This window comes from Rhizorhabdus sp. P4_G6, assembly GCF_056401045.1.
Map to the genome: position 1 here is coordinate 1 of NZ_JBFUKC010000003.1, position 18,559 is coordinate 18,559.

Consider the following 18,559-nt stretch of genomic DNA (forward strand, 5'->3'; position numbering starts at 1 on the left):
GCTGTCATACCAATTCTCGACACGGAAGCGCGCGCGCAGGGCATCGATGATCGAGCCCCTGGCCGCTTCCGCCGCACCTGGGCGGAAGGTGCCAGACCGCGAAAAATCGCGGGCCAGAATTTGAAGTCCGGGGCGCCAGCTGTGGCAGGCAGGAATCGGTTCGGCTTGGGCCGCGATCGCTACCATCGAGTCGGGGTCGAAGTCCGCCATGGCGGATGTGGCTATCCGCTGACACCGAAACGAGAAACGCACGATTGGACTAGTCTAAATTGCAGGGTAAGGAAGCGCCAATAATGTCCGATTCCAGCGCCGACGTCCGTTTTGGGGACCACTTCATGCTCGCGGCAGCTCTTCTCGGCGGATAGAGGGATCTCCCGAGGGGAGACTATTCGCTTGCCCAACAATTACCCATTTTATTTTTCCGGTCGCACTGCGCCCGTAACCGGCGGGATGGGAGGCATCGGCCTTCGCATCGCGCAATCCAGCGAGGACTGCCGCAGTTCTCCATCGCTAAGATCGGCAACCTCGCTCAACGCATAACGTCATTTCTCCATTTCTTATATGGAATCGATCGAGCCGGCAAAGCTCTGCCATATAGCTGCGTTGAACATCATCCGAACGGAGTGGAAATCGCTGACTTCGGGGTCGGAATCCTCATGGGACGAAAAATGACTGCGGTGTGATCCGTCCTGATGCGCAGCCGGAGCCTGGCGAGGAAGAGTGGCAGTGCCAGAAGTGGTTGGTCGAATATCCCTTAATGCGAGACGGTGAGGAACTCGCTTTCGTCGATCCGAGCCAGGCCGATGCTGTCCCCATTTGGGGACTGAAGAGGCTGAACTAGGCTGTAAAGTGCAGGCACAAGCAAATCAGACAAGGAGGGCAGGTGCATACTCTTACCCATCTCGAGCGCCTTGAAAGCGACAGCATCCAAATCTTCCGCGAGGTCGTGACCAGCGCCGAGAAGCCCGTACTGCTTTACAGCGTCGGCAAGGACAGCGCGGTGATGCTGCATTTGGCGCGCAAGGCCTTCTATCCGTCGCCGCCGCCCTTTCCGATGCTGCATGTCGACACGACCTGGAAGTTCAAGGCGATGTACGAGCTGCGTGATCAGATGGCGCGCGAGAGCGGCATGGAGTTGCTCGTCTACCAGAACCCCGAGGCAAAGGCGCGGGGGATCAATCCGTTTGACCACGGCTCACTGCACACCGACATGTGGAAGACCGAGGGGTTGAAGCAGGCGCTGGATCTCTATGGTTTCGATGCGGCGTTCGGCGGCGCGCGGCGCGACGAGGAGAAGAGCCGGGCGAAGGAGCGGATTTTTTCGTTTCGATCGGCCAATCACCGCTGGGATCCGAAAAATCAGCGCCCCGAGCTTTGGAATCTCTACAATGCCCGCAAGGCCAAGGGCGAGAGCATGCGAGTGTTCCCGATCTCGAACTGGACCGAGCTCGACATCTGGCAATATATCCATCTTGAGAACATCCCGATCGTTCCGCTCTATTTCTCCGCGTCGCGTCCGACGGTAGAGCGCGACGGAATGATCCTGATGGTCGACGACGAACGCTTCCCGCTCAGGCCGGGCGAGACGCCCGTCGAGCGTTCGATCCGCTTCCGCACGCTCGGCTGCTACCCGCTCACTGGCGCGGTCGAGAGCGAGGCGGCCACACTGCCGGAGGTGATCCAGGAGATGTTGCTGACCACCACGTCCGAGCGGCAAGGCCGGGCGATCGACCACGATCAGGCCGCAAGCATGGAAAAGAAAAAGCAGGAGGGGTATTTCTGATGGCCACCTTCACCCCGGCCCCGGACAGCTCGTATAAGGCGCAGGACCTGATCGCCGACGATATCGACGCCTATCTGGTCCAGCATCAACACAAGTCGCTCCTGCGCTTCATTACCTGCGGATCGGTCGACGATGGCAAGTCGACCCTGATCGGGCGGCTGCTCTACGATTCGAAGATGATCTTCGAGGATCAGCTGGCCGCGCTCGAGGCCGACAGCAAGCGTATGGGAACGCAGGGGCAGGAGATAGACTTCGCCCTCCTCGTTGACGGACTCGCCGCAGAGCGTGAACAGGGCATCACCATCGACGTCGCCTATCGCTTCTTTTCGACAGACAAGCGAAAGTTCATCGTCGCCGATTGCCCAGGGCACGAGCAATATACGCGCAACATGGTCACCGGTGCCTCGACGGCGGACCTTGCCGTTATCCTGATCGACGCGCGCAAGGGCGTGCTCATCCAGACGCGGCGGCACAGCTATCTCGCCAAGCTGCTGGGCATCCGCAACATCGTGCTGGCGGTCAACAAGATGGATCTGATCGACTACGATCGCGCGAAATATGATGCCATCGTCGCCGACTATAGTGTGTTCGCTGCGAGCATCGGTATCACCGATTTCGTGCCCATGCCGATTTCCGGCTTCAAGGGCGACAATATCACAGCCAATTCGCCGAACACGCCCTGGTATGAGGGCTTGCCGCTGATGACGCATCTGGAGACCGTCGCCCTCGACAATGAGGCCGACCAGGCAAAGCCGCTGCGGATGCCGGTGCAGTGGGTCAACCGCCCCAATCTCGACTTCCGTGGATTCTCCGGCCTGATCGCAAGCGGAACGGTCAGGCCCGGCGACGCGGTGCGGGTGCTGCCGTCGGGCAAGACCTCCAGCATCACGCGTATCGTGACGCTCGGTGGCGATCTCGACGAAGCCGTCGCGGGCCAGTCGGTCACGCTGACCTTCGCCGACGAAGTCGATTGCTCGCGCGGCGATGTGATTTCGGTGAGCGACGCGCCACCCGAGGTGTCGGATCAGTTCGAGGCGACCATCGTGTGGATGGACGACCAGGAGATGCTGCCCGGCCGCTCTTATTGGCTCAAGCTCGCGACCCAGACCGTCACCGCGACGATCAATGCGCCGAAGTACCAGGTCAACGTCAACACGATGGAGCATCTGGCGGCTAAGACGCTTGATCTTAACGCCATCGGCGTCGTCAATCTGTCGACAGACAAGCCCATCGTGTTCGAGCCCTATGAAGCCAATCGGTCGCTTGGCGGGTTCATTCTGATCGACAAAATGACCAACGCCACCGTTGGCGCAGGCATGATCCATTTTTCGCTTCGCCGTGCACAGAACGTGCATTGGCAGGCGACCGACGTCAGCAGGGAAATCCATGCGCGCCTCAAGAACCAGAAGCCGGCAGTGCTCTGGTTCACGGGTCTGTCGGGTGCCGGCAAATCGACGATCGCCAACCTGGTCGAGAAGAAGCTGGTGCGGATGAACCGCCACACCTTCCTGCTTGATGGCGATAATGTTCGTCATGGCCTGAACAAGGATCTCGGCTTCACCGATGCCGACCGGGTCGAGAACATCCGCCGCGTCGGCGAAGTCGCCAAGTTGATGACCGATGCGGGTCTGATCGTGATCACCGCGTTCATCTCGCCTTTCCGCGCCGAACGACGGCTCGTGCGGGAGATGATCGCCGATGGCGAGTTCATCGAGGTGCACATCGATACCAGTCTCGCCGACGCTGAGGCGCGCGACGTGAAGGGCCTCTACAAGAAGGCCCGTAGCGGACAGCTCAAGAACTTCACCGGTATCGATTCTCCCTATGAACCGCCCGAGAGACCGGAGATTCACATCGATACGGCGACAATGAGCGCCGAAGAGGCCGCTGACTTCATTATCGAAAGGCTTATCCCATGAGCATGGCGGATACCGAGCTCGCCCGTCATATCGCCGATACGGCCGGCAAGATATTGCTGACGCTCCAGCAATCTGGCCTGTTCGAGGGCAAGGCGCTGGGCAAGGCGGGGGACCGGACCGCCAATGCATTCATCATCGAGGCGCTGAAGACCAACCGTCCCGACGATGCGATCCTCTCCGAAGAGGAGAAGGACAACCCCGACCGGCTATCCGCAAGCCGCGTCTGGATTGTCGATCCGCTCGACGGCACCCGCGAATATGGCGAGCAGCGCGATGACTGGGCGGTCCATATCGCGCTTGCGATCGATGGCGAGCCGGTGATCGGCGCCGTCGCGCTGCCGGGCGTGCCGCTGACTCTGTGCTCGGGCCAGCCCCAGCCAATTCCGGACAATCCGGGCAGGCTGCGGATGCTCGTCAGCCGCACCCGTCCTGCCAGCGAAGCGGTAGCCGTCGCCGAAGCACTGGGTGCGGACCTGGTGCCGATGGGCTCGGCAGGCGCGAAGGCGATGGCGGTAGTGCGCGGCGACGCCGACATCTACTTCCACACCGGCGGCCAATATGAGTGGGACAATTGCGCTCCCGCCGCCGTCGCCCTTGCCGCAGGGCTGCATGTCAGCCGCGCCGACGGACGGGCACTCGCCTATAATAGGTCTGATCCATATCTGCCTGACCTGCTAATCTGCCGAAAACAACATGCCGAGAAGGTGTTGGCGTTGATTTCGACGGCCGGCGCTTCTGAGCAGCAGGCGCCAACCTGATGTCCGCAGTCCCAAATGCGTTCTTTTCAGGATCGACCCGCTGATTATCGTCCCGTCAGCTGTTCGCCGATGAACGTCGACATCTCCGCTATCGCCTGTCCCGCAACGCTGTCGAAGAAGACGTCCATCGTCGCGAAGCCGTGGATCATGCCGGCATAGCGGCTYGTGCGGACGTCGACGCCCGCCGCGGCCATGCGGCGCCCGTAATGCTCCGCCTGCTCGGTCAATATGTCGTGTTCGGCCGTGATGATCAGCGCCGGCGGCAGCCCTGCGAGGCGGGACGCGAGCAGGGGCGCGAAGTCGGGGTGGTTGCGCGCGGTGCGAGCCGGATCATATTGATCGTAGAACCAGGCGATCTCCGCACGGTTCAGGAACGGTGGCACGAAACGGCGCAGCGAAGCTGCGTCGCTGTCGTCGGTGCAGGGATAGACCAGCACCTGCGCGGCGAGCGGGCAATTTCCTGCCTCGACCAGCTTGCGCGTGACCACCGCCGCCAGATTGCCGCCGGCGCTGTCGCCCGCCAGGATCAGCGGCACCTCTCGACCGGCCATTGCGGCGCGGCGATTGGCAAGCCAATGGGTTGCGGCCAGGACATCGTTGACCGGCGTCGGAAACGGATGCTCCGGAGCAAGCCGATAGTCGAGCGACACGACCGCGCAGCCGCTTTGGTTGGCAAGGCGGCGGGAAAAGCCGTCGTACCCGTCCGAACTGCCCAGCACGAAGCCCCCGCCATGCACCCACACGACGAGGCCGGGCGCCTTTGTGGACGGGCGGTAGAGCTTGGCGCCGATCTGACTGTCGCCGACCGACACCACCAGTTCCTCGACATGTTCGACCGGCTCAACCTCCAGCGTCAGCGCCAACGCCTGGGCGGCCGCGTCGAGGGCCGCGCGGGTCTGTGCGGCCGGGCGGGTGGTGAGGCCTTGCCACGCCGGGTTCTGAGCGAAAAGGTCCGCAACACGCTCGGCGAGGGGATGAAGCGGGCCGCTCGGCATATGGGGGCCAGGCACATCGTGGTTCATCTCGGTTTCACCCCCGCGTTCGAAACCTCTCCCGTGGCTGCAAACGAGCGGCTCGCCGGCCGCCTTGGAGCCGCCCCGGCCCGATCTCCTTATCTCGTCAGGCGCGATCCTTGGCAACTCTCTCCCGAGTTCCGTCAAGGCGCCACCCGGCCAAGGCGATCGTCCTTCCGTCCGCCCGATAGGGCATGGTTCGCGGCATTGAACGTCGCCGTGCACACAGATGGGATGTGCACTGAAACACGCTCCGTCCTATGTGCCTGAAAACATTTGGCAGTCCCTGTCGTCGCGGCTAGGCAGACGGCGATGATGGCGGTGCGACAGACTTCCGAACGTCAGGCGGAGCGCCGCTTTGCGCGCACCGTCCTGCTGCTCGTCATGCTGGGCTTCGCTGCGGTCATGCTCGCGGGGATGATGGCCACGCTCGCCATGCTCCGCGGGGAGGACCGGGCTGTCTCCATCAATCATGCCCATCGGGTCGAGCGCGAAGTGGACGGCATCCGCTTGTCGCTCGAGCAGATGCGCAGCGCCCGGCGCGGCTTCCTGCTGGAACTGCCCGTCGATCCGAACGCGAGCTATGACAAAGCATCGGCGCGGCTGTTTGGCGCCATCGAACGGGTGGGCCGGCTGACCGTGGATAACCCGGTCCAGCAGGATAATATCGGCCGGCTTTCGGCGATGGCGGGTACGCTCGACCAGCTGTTCCGGCGGTCGATGAGCCCGAGCTCGCTGCGCGCGGCAGCGTCCGAGCAGGAACGCCAGCGGCTCGCCAGCAAGGTGGAGGCGCTGGCGAACCGGATGCTGGCCGAGGAGCAGCGTCTGCTGGCGAAGCGCAACGCGGAACGCGCCCGGGCGGTCGGGAGCTTTTACGCGGTGCTCGCCGTAACGGCCCTGCTGCTTGCGCTGGTCGGCGCCGGCTCGATCTGGGTGATCCGCCGCTATACCGGCGAGCTGCTCGTCTCGCGCGATGCCCTGCAGTCGCTCAACGAAAACCTCGAAGGCGCCGTGGCCGAGCGTACCACCGATCTGCAGCGTGCCAATGAAGAGATCCAGCGCTTTGCCTATATCGTCAGTCATGATCTGCGCGCACCGCTGGTCAACGTGATGGGGTTCACCGCCGAACTCGAGGCGGCGATCGAGCCGCTCGACGCGCTGATCGCAAGGGTCGATGCCGAGGCGCCCGCGCTGGTCGACGACGAGGCCCGCCGCACCGTTCGCGAGGACCTGCCCGAGGCGATCGGTTTCATCCGGGCATCGACCGAGAAGATGGACCGGCTGATCAACGCGATCCTGCGGCTGTCGCGCCAGGGCCGCCGTACCATCGCGCCCGAACCGATCGATCTGGACCAGCTTGTGACGGGCGTTGTCGATACGCTGCGCCATCGCATCGACGAGTTGGGCGTGACCGTCGCCATCGCTGGCGACATGCCGCAACTCGTCAGCGATAGGCTCGCCGTCGAACAGATCCTGTCGAACATGGTCGAGAATGCCGTCAAATATCTCAAGCCAGGTCGCCCCGGCGATATCGCCATCGCCGCCCGCGCTCATCATGGCCGCGTGCTGATCGCCGTCTCCGACAATGGGCGGGGCATCGATCGGCGCGACCATGAGCGCATCTTCGATCTGTTTCGCCGCTCGGGCGCGCAGGACCAGCCCGGCGAGGGCATCGGGCTGGCCCATGTCCGCGCACTGGCCTATCGTTTGGGCGGCACCATCACGGTGGAGTCCGAACTGGACGCGGGCGCGACTTTCACCCTCAACCTGCCCGCCCGGTTCGTCGACGAGAAAAGCGGCACGACGTGAGAAAGGCATTATCATGAACGCCCCGCTGGCGGTGAACATCGTCATGATCGAGGACGACGAGGGCCATGCCCGCCTGATCGAGAAGAATATCCGGCGCGCCGGCATCTCCAACCCGGTCCATCATTTCCTCGACGGCACCAGCGCGCTGCGCTTCCTCTATGAGGATGCGCGCGGCCCCGTCCGCAACGGCCCGGCGCTGATACTGCTCGATCTCAATCTGCCCGACATGAGTGGCATCGACATCCTGGCGAGGATCAAGGGCGAGGGCAGTCCCCTGCGCCGCGCGCCGGTGGTGGTGCTGACCACGACGGATGACAAGCTGGAAATCCAGCGCTGCTATGATCTGGGCTGCAACGTCTACATCACCAAGCCGGTCAACTACGAGAATTTTGCTACGGCTATCCGTCAGCTCGGCCTGTTCCTGTCGGTGATTCAGGTGCCGGACGTCGAAGAATCCTGATGCCCGAAACGCCCGCAATCCTCTATATCGACGACGATGAGGGCATGCGCCGGCTGACGGCGCGGGCGCTGAAGCGGCTCGGCTATCGCGTCGCCCTCGCGGGCAGCGGCGCCGAGGGTGTCGAGATGGCGGCGGCCGAGCATTTCGATCTGGTCGCGGTCGATCATTATATGCCGGGTCAGGACGGGCTCCAGACATTGTCGGCGCTAAAGGCGCTGCCCGAGCCGCCGCCGGTAATCTTCGTAACTGGATCCGACGACAGCCAGCTCGCCGTGGCCGCGTTGAAGGCCGGTGCGATCGACTATGTCGTAAAGACTGTGAACGAAGATTATTTCAACCTGCTCGGCCAGGCGGTTGCGCAGGCGCTCGCAACGGTCAGCCTGAGGCGTGAAAAGGATGAGGCGGAGGCGCAGCTGCGCGAGAGCAATGCGCGGCTGCAGATGCTGCTCAAGGAGGTCAACCACCGCGTCGCCAACAGCCTGCAGCTGGTCTCCGCCTTCGTAAACATGCAGTCCCGCGTCCTGGATCCCCGCGAAACGGCTGCACGCGCCGCGCTCGACGATACGCAGCGGCGCATCGCGGCCATCGCGCAGGTTCACAAGCGGCTCTACACCTCGGCCTCGGTGGAGGCCGTCGACATGGCCGAATATCTCGCGTCGCTAGTGGAGGAACTGGGCGAGACCTGGTCCACGCCCACCGCGCCACGCGATATCCGGCTCGAGGCCGAGCCACTCAAACTGGAGACCGACAAGGCTGTCGCGCTGGGCATCATCGTCACCGAACTGGTGACCAATGCCTGCAAATACGCCTATGCCGATGGCTGCTCCGGTGAGGTCCGCGTAATCCTGTCAGGCGCGGGCCAGGCGGGATTTTGCCTGCGGGTAGAAGATGACGGTGTCGGCATGCCGACATCGGGCACGGCGCAAGGAACCGGCTTGGGCACCAAGCTCATCAACGCCATGGCGCAATCGGTGAAGGCCTCAATCGAATTCGAACCTGCCGAACGCGGCGTCCACGCAGTCGTTATGGGCTCGTAATATCCGGAATATCAACCGGCTGGACGAACGTCGTGGAACATTCTTAACCATCTTCCGGCACAGCCGCTTGACCGACTCGGCAGTGCATGTTTGTTGCGCCGCAGCGTAAATCTGGGGGTTGAGGTGTTTGCTTTCCTTGCTTTGGTCTATGGCTTCCTGGCGTCGTTCATCCTGGCATGCCTGGGGCGTAACCGGCGCGAGCAGCGTCCCGACGCACCGATTCTCGCCTTTGCCAGCCGTGGCCTGATGGCCGCTTCGGCGACCGGAGCCTGCCTCGCGCTGAGCGCTGCGGCTTGGGGTTCGCTGGTCCATTAAAGCAGTTGTCGAGCGGGTCCGCTTTCGGCTATCAGGCCGCCTCCGGCGCGGGCGTAGCATAGTGGTAATGCTCTAGCCTTCCAAGCTAGCTAGGAGGGTTCGATTCCCTTCGCCCGCTCCAAAACAGGATATCTTGCCGCCCCCGCGCATACCGCACCGCCTGTCCGGCTTCCGGAAAGCTGAGGATCGTCGCGACATAACAGCTCATTGCTCTGCCTTCTCGACCCGCACCAGCATTGCGCCTTCCGAGACTTGCCCGCCGACGCTGGCCTTGAGTTCGGCCACGACACCATCGAACGGTGCAAGCATCGCCTGCTCCATCTTCATCGCTTCGAGCACCAGCAGTTTCTGCCCTTTGGTCACGGTTTCGCCCTGGCTGACCTCGATCGCGATGACCTTGCCGGGCATCGGCGCAAGCAGGCTGCCATCGGAGACGGCACCGCCTCCGCCCGCATGATCGGCGCGAGGCGCCTCGAACGGCCATGCCTCGCCGTCGAGGAACAGCAGCCGCTCGCCGCCGACCAGAATGTCTCGTGCGCGGAGCGGGCCATTGTCGATATCGACGAGATAGGCGTGGCCGGCGATCTCGACCTCAACGCGCCGGTCGGGCGCTGCATTGGGCCGGAAGCCGGGCAGTGCGCTCCACACATCGCCCGATGTCGGGAGCAGGGCCCGCGCGGCGGCCTGCTGGACGAGATCGGATGGCTCGGCTGCTGGAACCAGTCGTTCGGCATGACGCTCGATGAAGCCGGTGTCGATGTTGCCCGCCACGAAGTCCGGATCGGAAGCTGCGCGTGCGAGGAAGGCGGCGTTGGTCCGAACCGGCCACACCTCCACGCGCCGCGCCGCCGCCGCCAGCTTGGCAGCGGCAGCGGGACGGCTGGGCGCTGCTACGATCAGCTTGGCGATCATCGGGTCGTAATAGGGCGAAACCGCGCCCCCTTCCTCTACGCCGCTGTCGACGCGGATGCCGCGCGGCAGCTTCAGCCGGTCGAGTTTTCCCGTCGACGGCAGGAATCCGTTCGACGGATTTTCAGCGTAAAGCCGTGCTTCCATGGCCCAGCCGCTGATCGACAGCTGCTCCTGGCGCTTCGGCAGGGGTTCACCGCTCGCGATGCGCAGCTGCCACTCGACCAGGTCCTGCCCGGTGATCGCCTCGGTCACCGGATGTTCGACCTGCAGCCGGGTGTTCATCTCCATGAACCAGATACGGTCGGGGCGCAGGCCTTCGGACGCATCCGCGATGAACTCGATCGTGCCCGCGCCGATATAATCGACCGCCTTCGCCGCCTTAACCGCCGCCTCGCAGACCGCGGCGCGGGTGGTCTCGTCCATGCCGGGGGCCGGGGCTTCCTCGATCACCTTCTGGTGCCGGCGCTGGAGCGAGCAGTCGCGTTCGAACAGGTGGACGACGTTGCCATGGCTGTCGCCGAACACCTGCACCTCGATGTGGCGCGGGCCGAGGATATATTTTTCGATCAGCACGCGATCATCGCCGAACGATGCGGCGGCTTCGCGCCGACATGAGAGCAGCGCGTCGGCAAATTGCTGCTTGGCATCGACCTTGCGCATGCCCTTGCCGCCGCCGCCGGCGACCGCCTTGATGAGCACCGGATAGCCGATGGCGTCGGCCTCCGCCTGGAGGCGTGCCGGATCCTGGTCATCGCCCATATAGCCGGGCGTTACCGGCACGCCCGCGGCGATCATCAGTGTCTTGGCGGCATCCTTCAGCCCCATTGCGCGGATAGAGACCGGGGGCGCGCCGACCCACACAAGACCAGCCCCCTGGGCGGCTTCGGCAAAATCGGCATTTTCGGAGAGAAAGCCATAGCCCGGATGGATCGCCTCGGCGCCGGTGGCGCTGGCGGCTGCGAGGATCTTCTCCTGCACCAGATAGGATTCGCGCGCGGGGGCTGGGCCGATGCAGACCGCTTCGTCCGCTTCGCGCACGAAGGGCATGGCCGCATCCACATCCGAGTGCACCGCGACGGTGCGGATGCCGAGCTTGCGCGCAGTGCGGATGATCCGCCGGGCGATCTCGCCGCGATTGGCGATGAGAAGCGAGCGGATCATGGCCTGCTCCCAATTACCACGTCACCCCGGCGAAGGCTGGGGGCCATGTCTGTTGCCATCGGCGATCCCGTTTCATGTGAAGAGAGACATGGATGCCAGGCTTCGCTGGCATGACGATGATCGGGCTCGTCGTTCATCGTCACATCCTGAATAGGCCGAACGTCGCCCGCTCCGGGATCGGCGCGTTCAGCGTGGCGGCGAAGGCGAGACCAAGGACGTCGCGGGTCTGGGCCGGGTCGATGATCCCGTCATCCCATAGCCGCGCCGTGGCGTAGTAGGGATTGCCTTCATCCTCATATTTTTGGCGGATCGGCGCCTTGAAGGCTTCGGCCTCCTCGGTCGTCCAGCGCTCCGCATCGCGGTGCACCGTCGCCAGCACCGCGGCGGCCTGTTCGCCGCCCATCACGCTGATGCGGCTGTTAGGCCAGCTGAACAGGAAGCGCGGTTGATAGGCGCGCCCGCACATGCCGTAGTTGCCCGCGCCGAAGCTGCCGCCGATCAGCACGGTGATCTTGGGAACCGAGGCGGTCGCCACGGCGGTGACCAGCTTTGCGCCGTTCTTGGCGATCCCCTCGGCTTCATATTTGCCGCCGACCATGAAGCCGGAGATGTTTTGCAGGAACAGCAGCGGCACCCGGCGCTGGCAAGCGAGCTCGATGAAATGCGCGCCCTTGAGCGCGCTCTCGGAAAACAGCACGCCATTATTGGCGAGAATCGCGACCGGCATGCCCCAGATATGCGCGAAGCCGCAGACCAGCGTGGTGCCGTAGAGCGGCTTGAACTCGTGCAGTTCCGATCCGTCGACGAGGCGAGCGATCACCTCATGCACATCATAGGGTGCGCGGACGTCGGACGGCACGATGCCGTACAGCTCGGCTGGGTCATGGCGCGGCGGCCGCGGCTCGGCGCGGTTCACGATGGCGGGCGAGGGCGGCTGCAGCGTCGCGACGATGTCTCGCACGATCAGCAGCGCATGTTCGTCATTCTCGGCGACATGATCGACCACGCCGGACTTGCGCCCGTGGGTGTCCGCGCCGCCGAGTTCCTCCGCCGAAATGATCTCGCCGGTCGCCGCCTTCACCAGCGGTGGGCCGGCGAGGAAGATCGTGCCCTGGTTGCGCACGATAACGGTCTCGTCGGACATCGCCGGCACATAGGCCCCGCCTGCGGTACAGCTGCCCATGACGCAGGCAATCTGCGGGATGCCCTCTGCCGACATCTGCGCCTGGTTGAAGAAGATCCGGCCGAAATGATCGCGATCGGGGAAGACCTCGGCCTGGTGGGGCAGGTTGGCGCCGCCGCTGTCGACCAGATAGATGCAGGGCAGCCGGTTCTCGCGCGCGATCTCCTGCGCGCGAAGGTGCTTCTTCACCGTCATCGGAAAATAGGCGCCGCCCTTCACCGTCGGGTCGTTTGCGACGATCATGCATTCACGGCCGTGGACCCGGCCGATGCCGCCGATCACGCCCGCCCCGGGCGGGCCGCCCTGATCGTCATACATGCCGTTGGCGGCGAGCTGGCCGATCTCGAGAAATGGCGAGCCCGGATCGAGCAGGCGGTGGATGCGATCGCGCGGCAGCAGCTTGCCACGCGCGACGTGCCGCTCGCGATGCTGTGCCGAACCGCCGAGCGCGGCGCTGGCGACGCGGGCGCGCAGCTCATCGGCCAGCGCGCGATTATGCGCTGCGTTTGCAGCGAAGCTTTCGGAGGCGGGATCGACGAGTGTGGTGAGTCTGGTCATTGAAGCAGTCCGTCATGCCAGCGGAGGCTGGCATCTCGTGAAGTAGGAGCGCGCGCTTGCCGACTGAGATCCCGGCCTTCGCCGGCATGACGCTCACGGGGCAAAACAATCACGCTGCACCCCCGATCAGCTCGCGGCCGATCAGCATTCGCCGGATTTCATTGGTTCCGGCGCCGATGTCGAGCAGCTTTGCGTCGCGCATATAGCGTTCGACCGGCCAATCCTTCGTATAGCCCGCGCCGCCCAGCGCCTGCACCGCCTCAAGCGCGACCTTCACCGCATTTTCGCTGGCCAGCAGGATTGCGCCGGCCGCATCGAACCGGGTGGTGCGGCCCGCGTCACACGACCTGGCCACGGCATAGACATAAGCCCGGGCGGAATTGAGCGCGACATACATGTCGGCGATCTTGGCCTGCATAAGCTGGAAGGCGCCGATTGGCTGGCCGAACTGCTTCCGCTCGCGGACATAGGGTAGAACCGTATCCAGGCAGGCCTGCATGATGCCGAGTTGGATGCCGGCGAGCACCGTGCGTTCATAGTCGAGCCCGGACATCAATACGCCGACCCCGCCGCCCGGCGGACCCATGACATTTGCGTCGGAAACTTCGCAATCCTCGAACACCAGCTCGGCGGTCGGCGATCCGCGCATGCCGACCTTGTCGACCTTCTGCCCGATCGAGAAGCCTTTCATACCCTTCTCGATGATGAAGGTCGTGATCGTGCGCGAGGGCTTGTCGCTGTCATCTCCGGTCTTGGCATATACCACCAGCGTGTCGGCATAGGTGGCATTGGTGATCCAGAATTTGGTGCCGTTGAGGATGTAGCGATCGCCCTTCTTCTCGGCCTTCAGCTTCATCGATACGACATCGGACCCGGCGCCCGCTTCGGACATGGCGAGGCTGCCGACATGCTCGCCGGAGATCAGCCGGGGCAGGTAGCGCGCTTTCTGTTCGGGTGTCGCCCAGCGGCGGATCTGGTTCACGCACAGGTTGGAGTGCGCGCCATAGCTGAGGCCGATCGACGCCGAGGCGCGCGCCACCTCCTCCTGGGCCACGACATGCTCGAGATAGCCCAGCCCCAGCCCGCCATCAGCCTCGTCGACGGTGATGCCGTGCAGGCCGAGCGCACCCATCTCCGGCCAGAGCTCGACGGGAAACCAGTCCTCCGCGTCGACCTTTGCGGCGAGCGGCGCAATGCGGTCGGTCGCGAAGCGTGATGTGGTGTCGCGGATGGTGTCTGCCATCTCGCCCAGCGCGAAATCGAATTCTGCCATGCGTGCTCTCCCGAACTTTGCGGACTCGATACGCCAGAAGGCACTATAAGAAAAATTGAAATAAGCGCGGCAACATTATAGAGAGAAACTATGATCGACCGCTACCTGCTGCGTTATTTCCTGGCCATCGTCGATCAGGGCAATTTCTCCAAGGCAGCCATCTATTGCAACGTCTCGCAGCCTAGCCTGTCGGCGGGGATAGCCAAGCTCGAAACCCTGCTCGGCCGGCCGCTGTTCATCCGCACCAACCGCAGGGTCGAGCTGACCGAGGCGGGCGTCCAGCTCGCCGGCCACGCCCGCCGCATCGAAGCGGAGTTCGCCGCCGCCGAGCGCGCCGTGCAGGAAGCGGCGGCGGCGATAACGATTCGGCTCGGCATCCTCTCGTCGATCCCGGCGTCGTGGATAGAAACCTATGCGGCCCGGCTGCGCGACAATGGCAGCGGCGAGCGCGTCGAACTGATCGAAGCGCGCGAACGCGACCTTAGCGAGCGGCTCGCGCGCGGCAGCCTCGATGCGGCGCTGACACTGATACGCGAAGACGCGCGTTTTCCGGCCGAACGCCTGTTCAGCGAAGGCTATGCGCTTGCGATGGCGGCGAGCCATCCGCTCGCCCGCCGGGATGCCATCGAGGGCGCGGAGCTGGCCGGCGAGCCGATGATCGTGCGCCGTCATTGCGAGCTGCTGTCCGATACCAGCCGCTATTTTACCGCGCGAGGGGTGCGGCCTTTCTTCCCGGCCCGGGTCACCAGCGACGATCGTGCGCTCCGGCTCGTGCGCGCCGGGCTGGGCATGACGGTGATGCCCGATTGCTTCACGGCACCTGGCGTCGCCCGCCCGCGGCTGGTCGATTTCCCGTTCAGCCGCGACGTGGGCCTGTTGTTCGGCGGGCATGCCGATCCAGGGTTGCGCGAGCGGCCTGCGATGAAGATCCTGGTAGATACGATCGAAGACCGATCGCACGATGGATTCGCGCGGCAGTCGGCGTAAAATTGTTGGCTTCCCGCCATCCCTGCCACGGAAACGGGCGGAGCCGGCACGATCAAAAGGAGTTATGCGATGCCTTATGTCGACGGATTCCTGCTCGCAGTGCCTACGGACAAGCTCGACGCTTACAAGGCGGTCGCCGAGCTCGCGGGGGCGGTCTGGAAGGAATATGGCGCGCTCAGCTATGTCGAATGCATTGCCGACGACGTGCCCTATGGGGAATTGACCAGCTTTCCGCGTGCGGTTCAAAAGAAGGACGACGAAACGGTGGTCTTCTCTTGGATTACCTATGAGTCGCGCGCGGCGCGCGATGAGATCAACAAGAAGGTGATGGCCGACCCGCGCCTCAAGCAGGATGCCGAGAATATGCCGTTCGACGGCAGCGCCTGATCTATGGCGGATTCACCACGATGGTCGAAATGTGAGGAGGGGCTAGGAAATGGCGTTCGAGGGAAGCTGCCATTGCGGCAAGACCGCGTTCAAGGTCGACGCGGAGCCTCCCGCCGAGGCTATGACCTGCAATTGTTCGCATTGCCGGCGCAAAGGCTTGCTGCTCGCCTTTTTTCCCGACGAGCTGTTCACGCTCCAGCGCGGCGACGACGATCTGAAGAGCTATTTTTTCTACAAACATGTCATCGAGCATCGTTTTTGCACGACATGCGGTACCCAGCCCTTCGCTGTCGGCAAGGGGACTGACGGCAAGGCGATGATAGCGGTCAACCTGCGGTGCGTGCCGGGCATCGATATCGATGCGCTGGAGATCCACGCCGTCGACGGCGCCAGCTTCTGATGGCGGGCGCAATCCATATCGGCGTCGGCGGCTGGACCTACGAACCGTGGCGCGACAATTTCTATCCAAAGGGTCTCCAGCAGGCGCGCGAACTCGAATATGCGAGCCGCCACCTTACCGCGATCGAGATCAACGGCACTTATTATGGAACCCAGAAGCGCGACAGCTGGGTCAAATGGGCCGAGACCGTGCCGGATGATTTCGTCTTCACGGTCAAGGCATCGCGCTTCTGCACCAACCGCAAGATCCTCGCCGAAAGCGCCGATTCCATCGCGAAGTTCGTCGGTCAGGGCATAGCCGAGCTGGGCGCGAAGCTCGGACCCATATTATGGCAGTTCATGGCGACCAAGAAGTTCGATCCGCTGGACTTCGCCGCCTTCCTCGCGCTGCTACCGCGCGAACAGGAGGGCGTGGAGCTCCGCCATGCGCTCGAGGTGCGCCACGACAGTTTCGTCTGTGCCGAATTCGTCGATCTGGCGCGGGCGCATGGCTGCGCGATCGTCTTCGCCGATCATCCCGAATATCCCGCGATAGCGGATCTTAGCGCGCCGTTCGTCTATGCCCGATTGCAGCAAACCCGGGGCGATGTGCCGACCGGCTATAGCGAAGCCGAACTGGCCAAATGGGCAAGCTGCATTGCGGAGTGGGGCTCGGGTAAGGCTCCAGCTGGGCTGCCCTATGCAGCAGCAACCCAACCGATCGACACGGGGCGCGAAACTTTCATATTCGTCATCGGCGGGGCCAAGGAGCGCAACCCTGCCGCGGCCCAGGCGCTGATCGAGCGCGTTGGCTGAGCCATTGTCAGGGGGGAGAATCCTGCAAGTACCAAGCTGAGCGGGAAACCGCACGGCTCGCTTATGACGCGATAGCGAGCGCAAGCAGCGGGATGGCATCGGCGACCCCAATCCCCCCCGATGGTAAGCGCCGCGCGCTGATCAGGCCGCTTCGGCCGTCTGCCGCATCCCGAACGCCTCGGCGACCAGCTCGTAGGAGCGCCGCCGCTTCACATGGTCCGGCATGATGTTGACAAGCATCATCTCCTGCGCGCCATAGAGCGCGGCAACGCTCTCCAGTTCTGCGCGCACTTCGCGGCCATTTCCCAGCAGCATGCGCCGGTCTCGCCGGGCGGCGCCCACATTGTCCCGTGCCCAGTCCCTGGCCGTCTCGACCGAAGGGACGCGGATCGTCTTGCCGGCGATGAGGTGGGCGAACATCATCGCGAACGGCATCGCCAGTTCCTCCGCTTCCCCGCGGTCGGTAGCTGCGATGGTCCATATGCCGACCATCACATGGGGTTCGCCGCACCAGATCGAGGGCTGGAAGGCGCGCCGGTATATCTCCGCGAGCGGCACCGCTTGCGGATTGATGAAGTCGGCGATGCAATAGGGCAGACCCATTTCCCCGGCCCATCTGGCGCTGTCGGGCGAGGAACCGAGCATCCATGGCGCGGGCGATCCGTCGGTGCCGTCCGGCAGCGTCTGGGCCAGGGTCGCGAAAGGATGATCGGCAGGCAGGCTGTCCGACAGATAGGCGAGCAGTTCGGCGACATGATTGGGGAAATCATCCGACGGGATGCGACGCGAACGATCCCGCTGCAGCGCATAGGCGGCGCGCTGGTCCGATCCGGGCGCGCGGCCGAGGCCAAGATCGACGCGACCGGGCGCTATCGCCCCGAGCAGCCGAAACGTCTCGGCGATCTTGAAGGGAGAGAAGTGGGGCAGCATGATCCCGCCCGATCCCACCCTGATCCGCTTTGTGGCCAGTGCCACGGGACCGATCAGCGCTTCCGGAGCAACGCCGACGATGCTCTTCGAGGCATGATGCTCGGCAAGCCAGTAGCGATCATAGCCCAGTGCATCGCAGCTTCGCGCCAGATCGAGGGTGTTGCGCACCGCCTCGGCGGCGCTCGATCCCTCCTCGACGGGAGACTGGTCGAGCACGGACAGACGGAAGGAGGCGGGGTTGGTCATGCGCCCGATGTAGGAAGTTCGCGCGAGTTGTCCAAGCGCATGGGCATGCGCCGCCGCCGAAGTTAATGCGCGGCCTTCCAGGCCTTCACCGCATCCATGGTGCCGGTAACATGTCCGGCCGGGCTCATCGCGGTGTAGGCGAAGATCACCTTGCCGTCGGGGGCGATCACATAGGAGGTGCGATTGGTACGGCCGGGCACCAGCGCCAGCGCGACATCATAGCCCTTGATCATCGCCGGCGTCGCGACGCCGACCGCGAATTTGTTGCGGCATTCCTGGACCGAGAATTTGTTGAGCTTCTCGATCGGGTCCGCCGCCATGCCGATTACCGTGGCGCCCATCTTGTTGAAATCCTCGGTCGCTTCCGCAAACTGATGGGCCTCGACGGTGCAACCCGAGGTGAAGGCGGCGGGGAAGAAATACAGCACCACCGGACCCTTCTTCAGCGCCTTGGCCAGCGAAAAGCCGAAATCCTTGCCGGCCAGCGACGCCTGGGTCTCGAACGCCGGAGCCTTCGTGCCGATGGCGATGGCGGCTTGCGCCGCGCCGAAGGGCAGAGCGAGGATGGCGAACAGGCTTATGGCTTTCGGCAGGGCGCGCATGGCAGTCTCCAATCACAGGCGCGCCAGTCTAG

General features: G+C 64.0%; 18 protein-coding genes and 1 tRNA gene. 12 read left to right on the top strand and 7 right to left on the bottom strand.

Translation table 11 applies throughout. The features are described from left to right. Positions 1–210, bottom strand: a 210-nt coding sequence (locus AC1DPF_RS04100; protein ID WP_477959845.1) for a hypothetical protein, incomplete at its 3' end; no start/stop codon positions are given. Positions 211–883: 673 nt separating this feature from the next. Between AC1DPF_RS04100 and cysD the strand changes: the two genes are divergently transcribed. Genes cysD through AC1DPF_RS04115 form a run of 3 tightly spaced genes read left to right on the top strand, consistent with a single transcriptional unit; the run spans position 884 to position 4,460 of the window. After that, on the top strand, positions 884–1,783 hold the full coding sequence (gene cysD, locus AC1DPF_RS04105; protein ID WP_477959847.1) for a sulfate adenylyltransferase subunit CysD: 900 nt from the start codon (positions 884–886) through the stop codon (positions 1,781–1,783). Beyond that, a complete protein-coding gene (gene cysN / locus AC1DPF_RS04110; protein WP_477959850.1) occupies positions 1,783–3,702 on the top strand; it encodes a sulfate adenylyltransferase subunit CysN in 1,920 nt (639 codons plus the stop codon). The genes cysD and cysN overlap by 1 nt, the downstream gene beginning before the upstream one ends. Next, entirely contained in the window at positions 3,699–4,460 is a 762-nt protein-coding gene (locus AC1DPF_RS04115; protein ID WP_477959852.1) for a 3'(2'),5'-bisphosphate nucleotidase CysQ, read from the top strand. The genes cysN and AC1DPF_RS04115 overlap by 4 nt, the downstream gene beginning before the upstream one ends. 44 nt (positions 4,461–4,504) lie before the next feature. Here AC1DPF_RS04115 and AC1DPF_RS04120 read toward each other — a convergent pair whose 3' ends face one another. After that, the gene (locus tag AC1DPF_RS04120) at positions 4,505–5,482 is read right to left on the bottom strand and encodes an alpha/beta hydrolase (protein WP_477959854.1); all 978 of its coding nucleotides are present in this window, start codon (positions 5,480–5,482) and stop codon (positions 4,505–4,507) included. Between the two features lie 303 nt (positions 5,483–5,785). Between AC1DPF_RS04120 and AC1DPF_RS04125 the strand changes: the two genes are divergently transcribed. From AC1DPF_RS04125 to AC1DPF_RS04145, 5 genes are all read left to right on the top strand, one after another. Beyond that, the gene (locus AC1DPF_RS04125; RefSeq protein WP_477959856.1) at positions 5,786–7,282 is read left to right on the top strand and encodes a sensor histidine kinase; all 1,497 of its coding nucleotides are present in this window, start codon (positions 5,786–5,788) and stop codon (positions 7,280–7,282) included. A 13-nt stretch (positions 7,283–7,295) separates the two neighbouring features. Continuing rightward, positions 7,296–7,742, top strand: a complete 447-nt coding sequence (locus AC1DPF_RS04130; protein WP_477959858.1) for a response regulator — start codon at positions 7,296–7,298, stop codon at positions 7,740–7,742. Continuing rightward, positions 7,742–8,779, top strand: a complete 1,038-nt coding sequence (locus AC1DPF_RS04135) for a sensor histidine kinase (protein ID WP_477871382.1) — start codon at positions 7,742–7,744, stop codon at positions 8,777–8,779. Before AC1DPF_RS04130 ends, AC1DPF_RS04135 begins: the two co-directional genes overlap by 1 nt. 93 nt (positions 8,780–8,872) lie before the next feature. Beyond that, the gene (locus AC1DPF_RS04140) at positions 8,873–9,094 is read left to right on the top strand and encodes a hypothetical protein (protein ID WP_477871380.1); all 222 of its coding nucleotides are present in this window, start codon (positions 8,873–8,875) and stop codon (positions 9,092–9,094) included. Positions 9,095–9,141: 47 nt separating this feature from the next. Beyond that, positions 9,142–9,215 (top strand) — tRNA-Gly (locus tag AC1DPF_RS04145). Positions 9,216–9,298: 83 nt separating this feature from the next. Here the strand turns inward: AC1DPF_RS04145 and AC1DPF_RS04150 are convergent. From AC1DPF_RS04150 to AC1DPF_RS04160, 3 genes are all read right to left on the bottom strand, one after another. Then, entirely contained in the window at positions 9,299–11,167 is a 1,869-nt protein-coding gene (locus AC1DPF_RS04150; RefSeq protein ID WP_477959860.1) for an acetyl/propionyl/methylcrotonyl-CoA carboxylase subunit alpha, read from the bottom strand. Between the two features lie 139 nt (positions 11,168–11,306). Then, positions 11,307–12,908, bottom strand: a complete 1,602-nt coding sequence (locus tag AC1DPF_RS04155; RefSeq protein WP_477959862.1) for a carboxyl transferase domain-containing protein — start codon at positions 12,906–12,908, stop codon at positions 11,307–11,309. A gap of 109 nt (positions 12,909–13,017) precedes the next feature. Continuing rightward, on the bottom strand, positions 13,018–14,181 hold the full coding sequence (locus AC1DPF_RS04160; RefSeq protein WP_477959864.1) for an acyl-CoA dehydrogenase family protein: 1,164 nt from the start codon (positions 14,179–14,181) through the stop codon (positions 13,018–13,020). Between the two features lie 90 nt (positions 14,182–14,271). On the opposite strand from AC1DPF_RS04160, the gene AC1DPF_RS04165 reads away from it, so the two are divergent. From AC1DPF_RS04165 to AC1DPF_RS04180, 4 genes are all read left to right on the top strand, one after another. Continuing rightward, on the top strand, positions 14,272–15,168 hold the full coding sequence (locus AC1DPF_RS04165) for a LysR family transcriptional regulator (protein WP_477959866.1): 897 nt from the start codon (positions 14,272–14,274) through the stop codon (positions 15,166–15,168). A gap of 69 nt (positions 15,169–15,237) precedes the next feature. Then, positions 15,238–15,555, top strand: coding sequence for a DUF1428 domain-containing protein (locus AC1DPF_RS04170; protein WP_477959869.1), 318 nt, complete (start codon positions 15,238–15,240; stop codon positions 15,553–15,555). A gap of 49 nt (positions 15,556–15,604) precedes the next feature. Next, complete coding sequence (locus AC1DPF_RS04175) at positions 15,605–15,955, top strand: GFA family protein (RefSeq protein WP_477871368.1); 351 nt, start codon at positions 15,605–15,607, stop codon at positions 15,953–15,955. Beyond that, on the top strand, positions 15,955–16,749 hold the full coding sequence (locus AC1DPF_RS04180; protein WP_477959871.1) for a DUF72 domain-containing protein: 795 nt from the start codon (positions 15,955–15,957) through the stop codon (positions 16,747–16,749). Before AC1DPF_RS04175 ends, AC1DPF_RS04180 begins: the two co-directional genes overlap by 1 nt. 141 nt (positions 16,750–16,890) lie before the next feature. Here the strand turns inward: AC1DPF_RS04180 and AC1DPF_RS04185 are convergent, their stop codons facing one another. Then, positions 16,891–17,925, bottom strand: coding sequence for an LLM class flavin-dependent oxidoreductase (locus tag AC1DPF_RS04185; protein WP_477871364.1), 1,035 nt, complete (start codon positions 17,923–17,925; stop codon positions 16,891–16,893). Positions 17,926–17,987: 62 nt separating this feature from the next. Then, positions 17,988–18,527 (bottom strand): peroxiredoxin, encoded by a 540-nt coding sequence (locus tag AC1DPF_RS04190; protein WP_477871362.1) that lies wholly within the window; start codon positions 18,525–18,527, stop codon positions 17,988–17,990. Between the last annotated feature and the right edge of the window lie 32 nt (positions 18,528–18,559).

Coding starts and splice junctions, on each gene's coding strand:
- AC1DPF_RS04155 (WP_477959862.1), bottom strand. CDS start 12,908: ATGACCAGACTCACCACACTCGTCGATCCCGCCTCCGAAAGCTTCGCT.
- AC1DPF_RS04185 (WP_477871364.1), bottom strand. CDS start 17,925: ATGACCAACCCCGCCTCCTTCCGTCTGTCCGTGCTCGACCAGTCTCCC.
- AC1DPF_RS04165 (WP_477959866.1), top strand. CDS start 14,272: ATGATCGACCGCTACCTGCTGCGTTATTTCCTGGCCATCGTCGATCAG.
- AC1DPF_RS04170 (WP_477959869.1), top strand. CDS start 15,238: ATGCCTTATGTCGACGGATTCCTGCTCGCAGTGCCTACGGACAAGCTC.
- AC1DPF_RS04125 (WP_477959856.1), top strand. CDS start 5,786: ATGATGGCGGTGCGACAGACTTCCGAACGTCAGGCGGAGCGCCGCTTT.
- AC1DPF_RS04115 (WP_477959852.1), top strand. CDS start 3,699: ATGAGCATGGCGGATACCGAGCTCGCCCGTCATATCGCCGATACGGCC.
- cysN (WP_477959850.1), top strand. CDS start 1,783: ATGGCCACCTTCACCCCGGCCCCGGACAGCTCGTATAAGGCGCAGGAC.
- AC1DPF_RS04190 (WP_477871362.1), bottom strand. CDS start 18,527: ATGCGCGCCCTGCCGAAAGCCATAAGCCTGTTCGCCATCCTCGCTCTG.
- AC1DPF_RS04130 (WP_477959858.1), top strand. CDS start 7,296: ATGAACGCCCCGCTGGCGGTGAACATCGTCATGATCGAGGACGACGAG.
- AC1DPF_RS04180 (WP_477959871.1), top strand. CDS start 15,955: ATGGCGGGCGCAATCCATATCGGCGTCGGCGGCTGGACCTACGAACCG.
- AC1DPF_RS04150 (WP_477959860.1), bottom strand. CDS start 11,167: ATGATCCGCTCGCTTCTCATCGCCAATCGCGGCGAGATCGCCCGGCGG.
- AC1DPF_RS04135 (WP_477871382.1), top strand. CDS start 7,742: ATGCCCGAAACGCCCGCAATCCTCTATATCGACGACGATGAGGGCATG.
- AC1DPF_RS04175 (WP_477871368.1), top strand. CDS start 15,605: ATGGCGTTCGAGGGAAGCTGCCATTGCGGCAAGACCGCGTTCAAGGTC.
- AC1DPF_RS04160 (WP_477959864.1), bottom strand. CDS start 14,181: ATGGCAGAATTCGATTTCGCGCTGGGCGAGATGGCAGACACCATCCGC.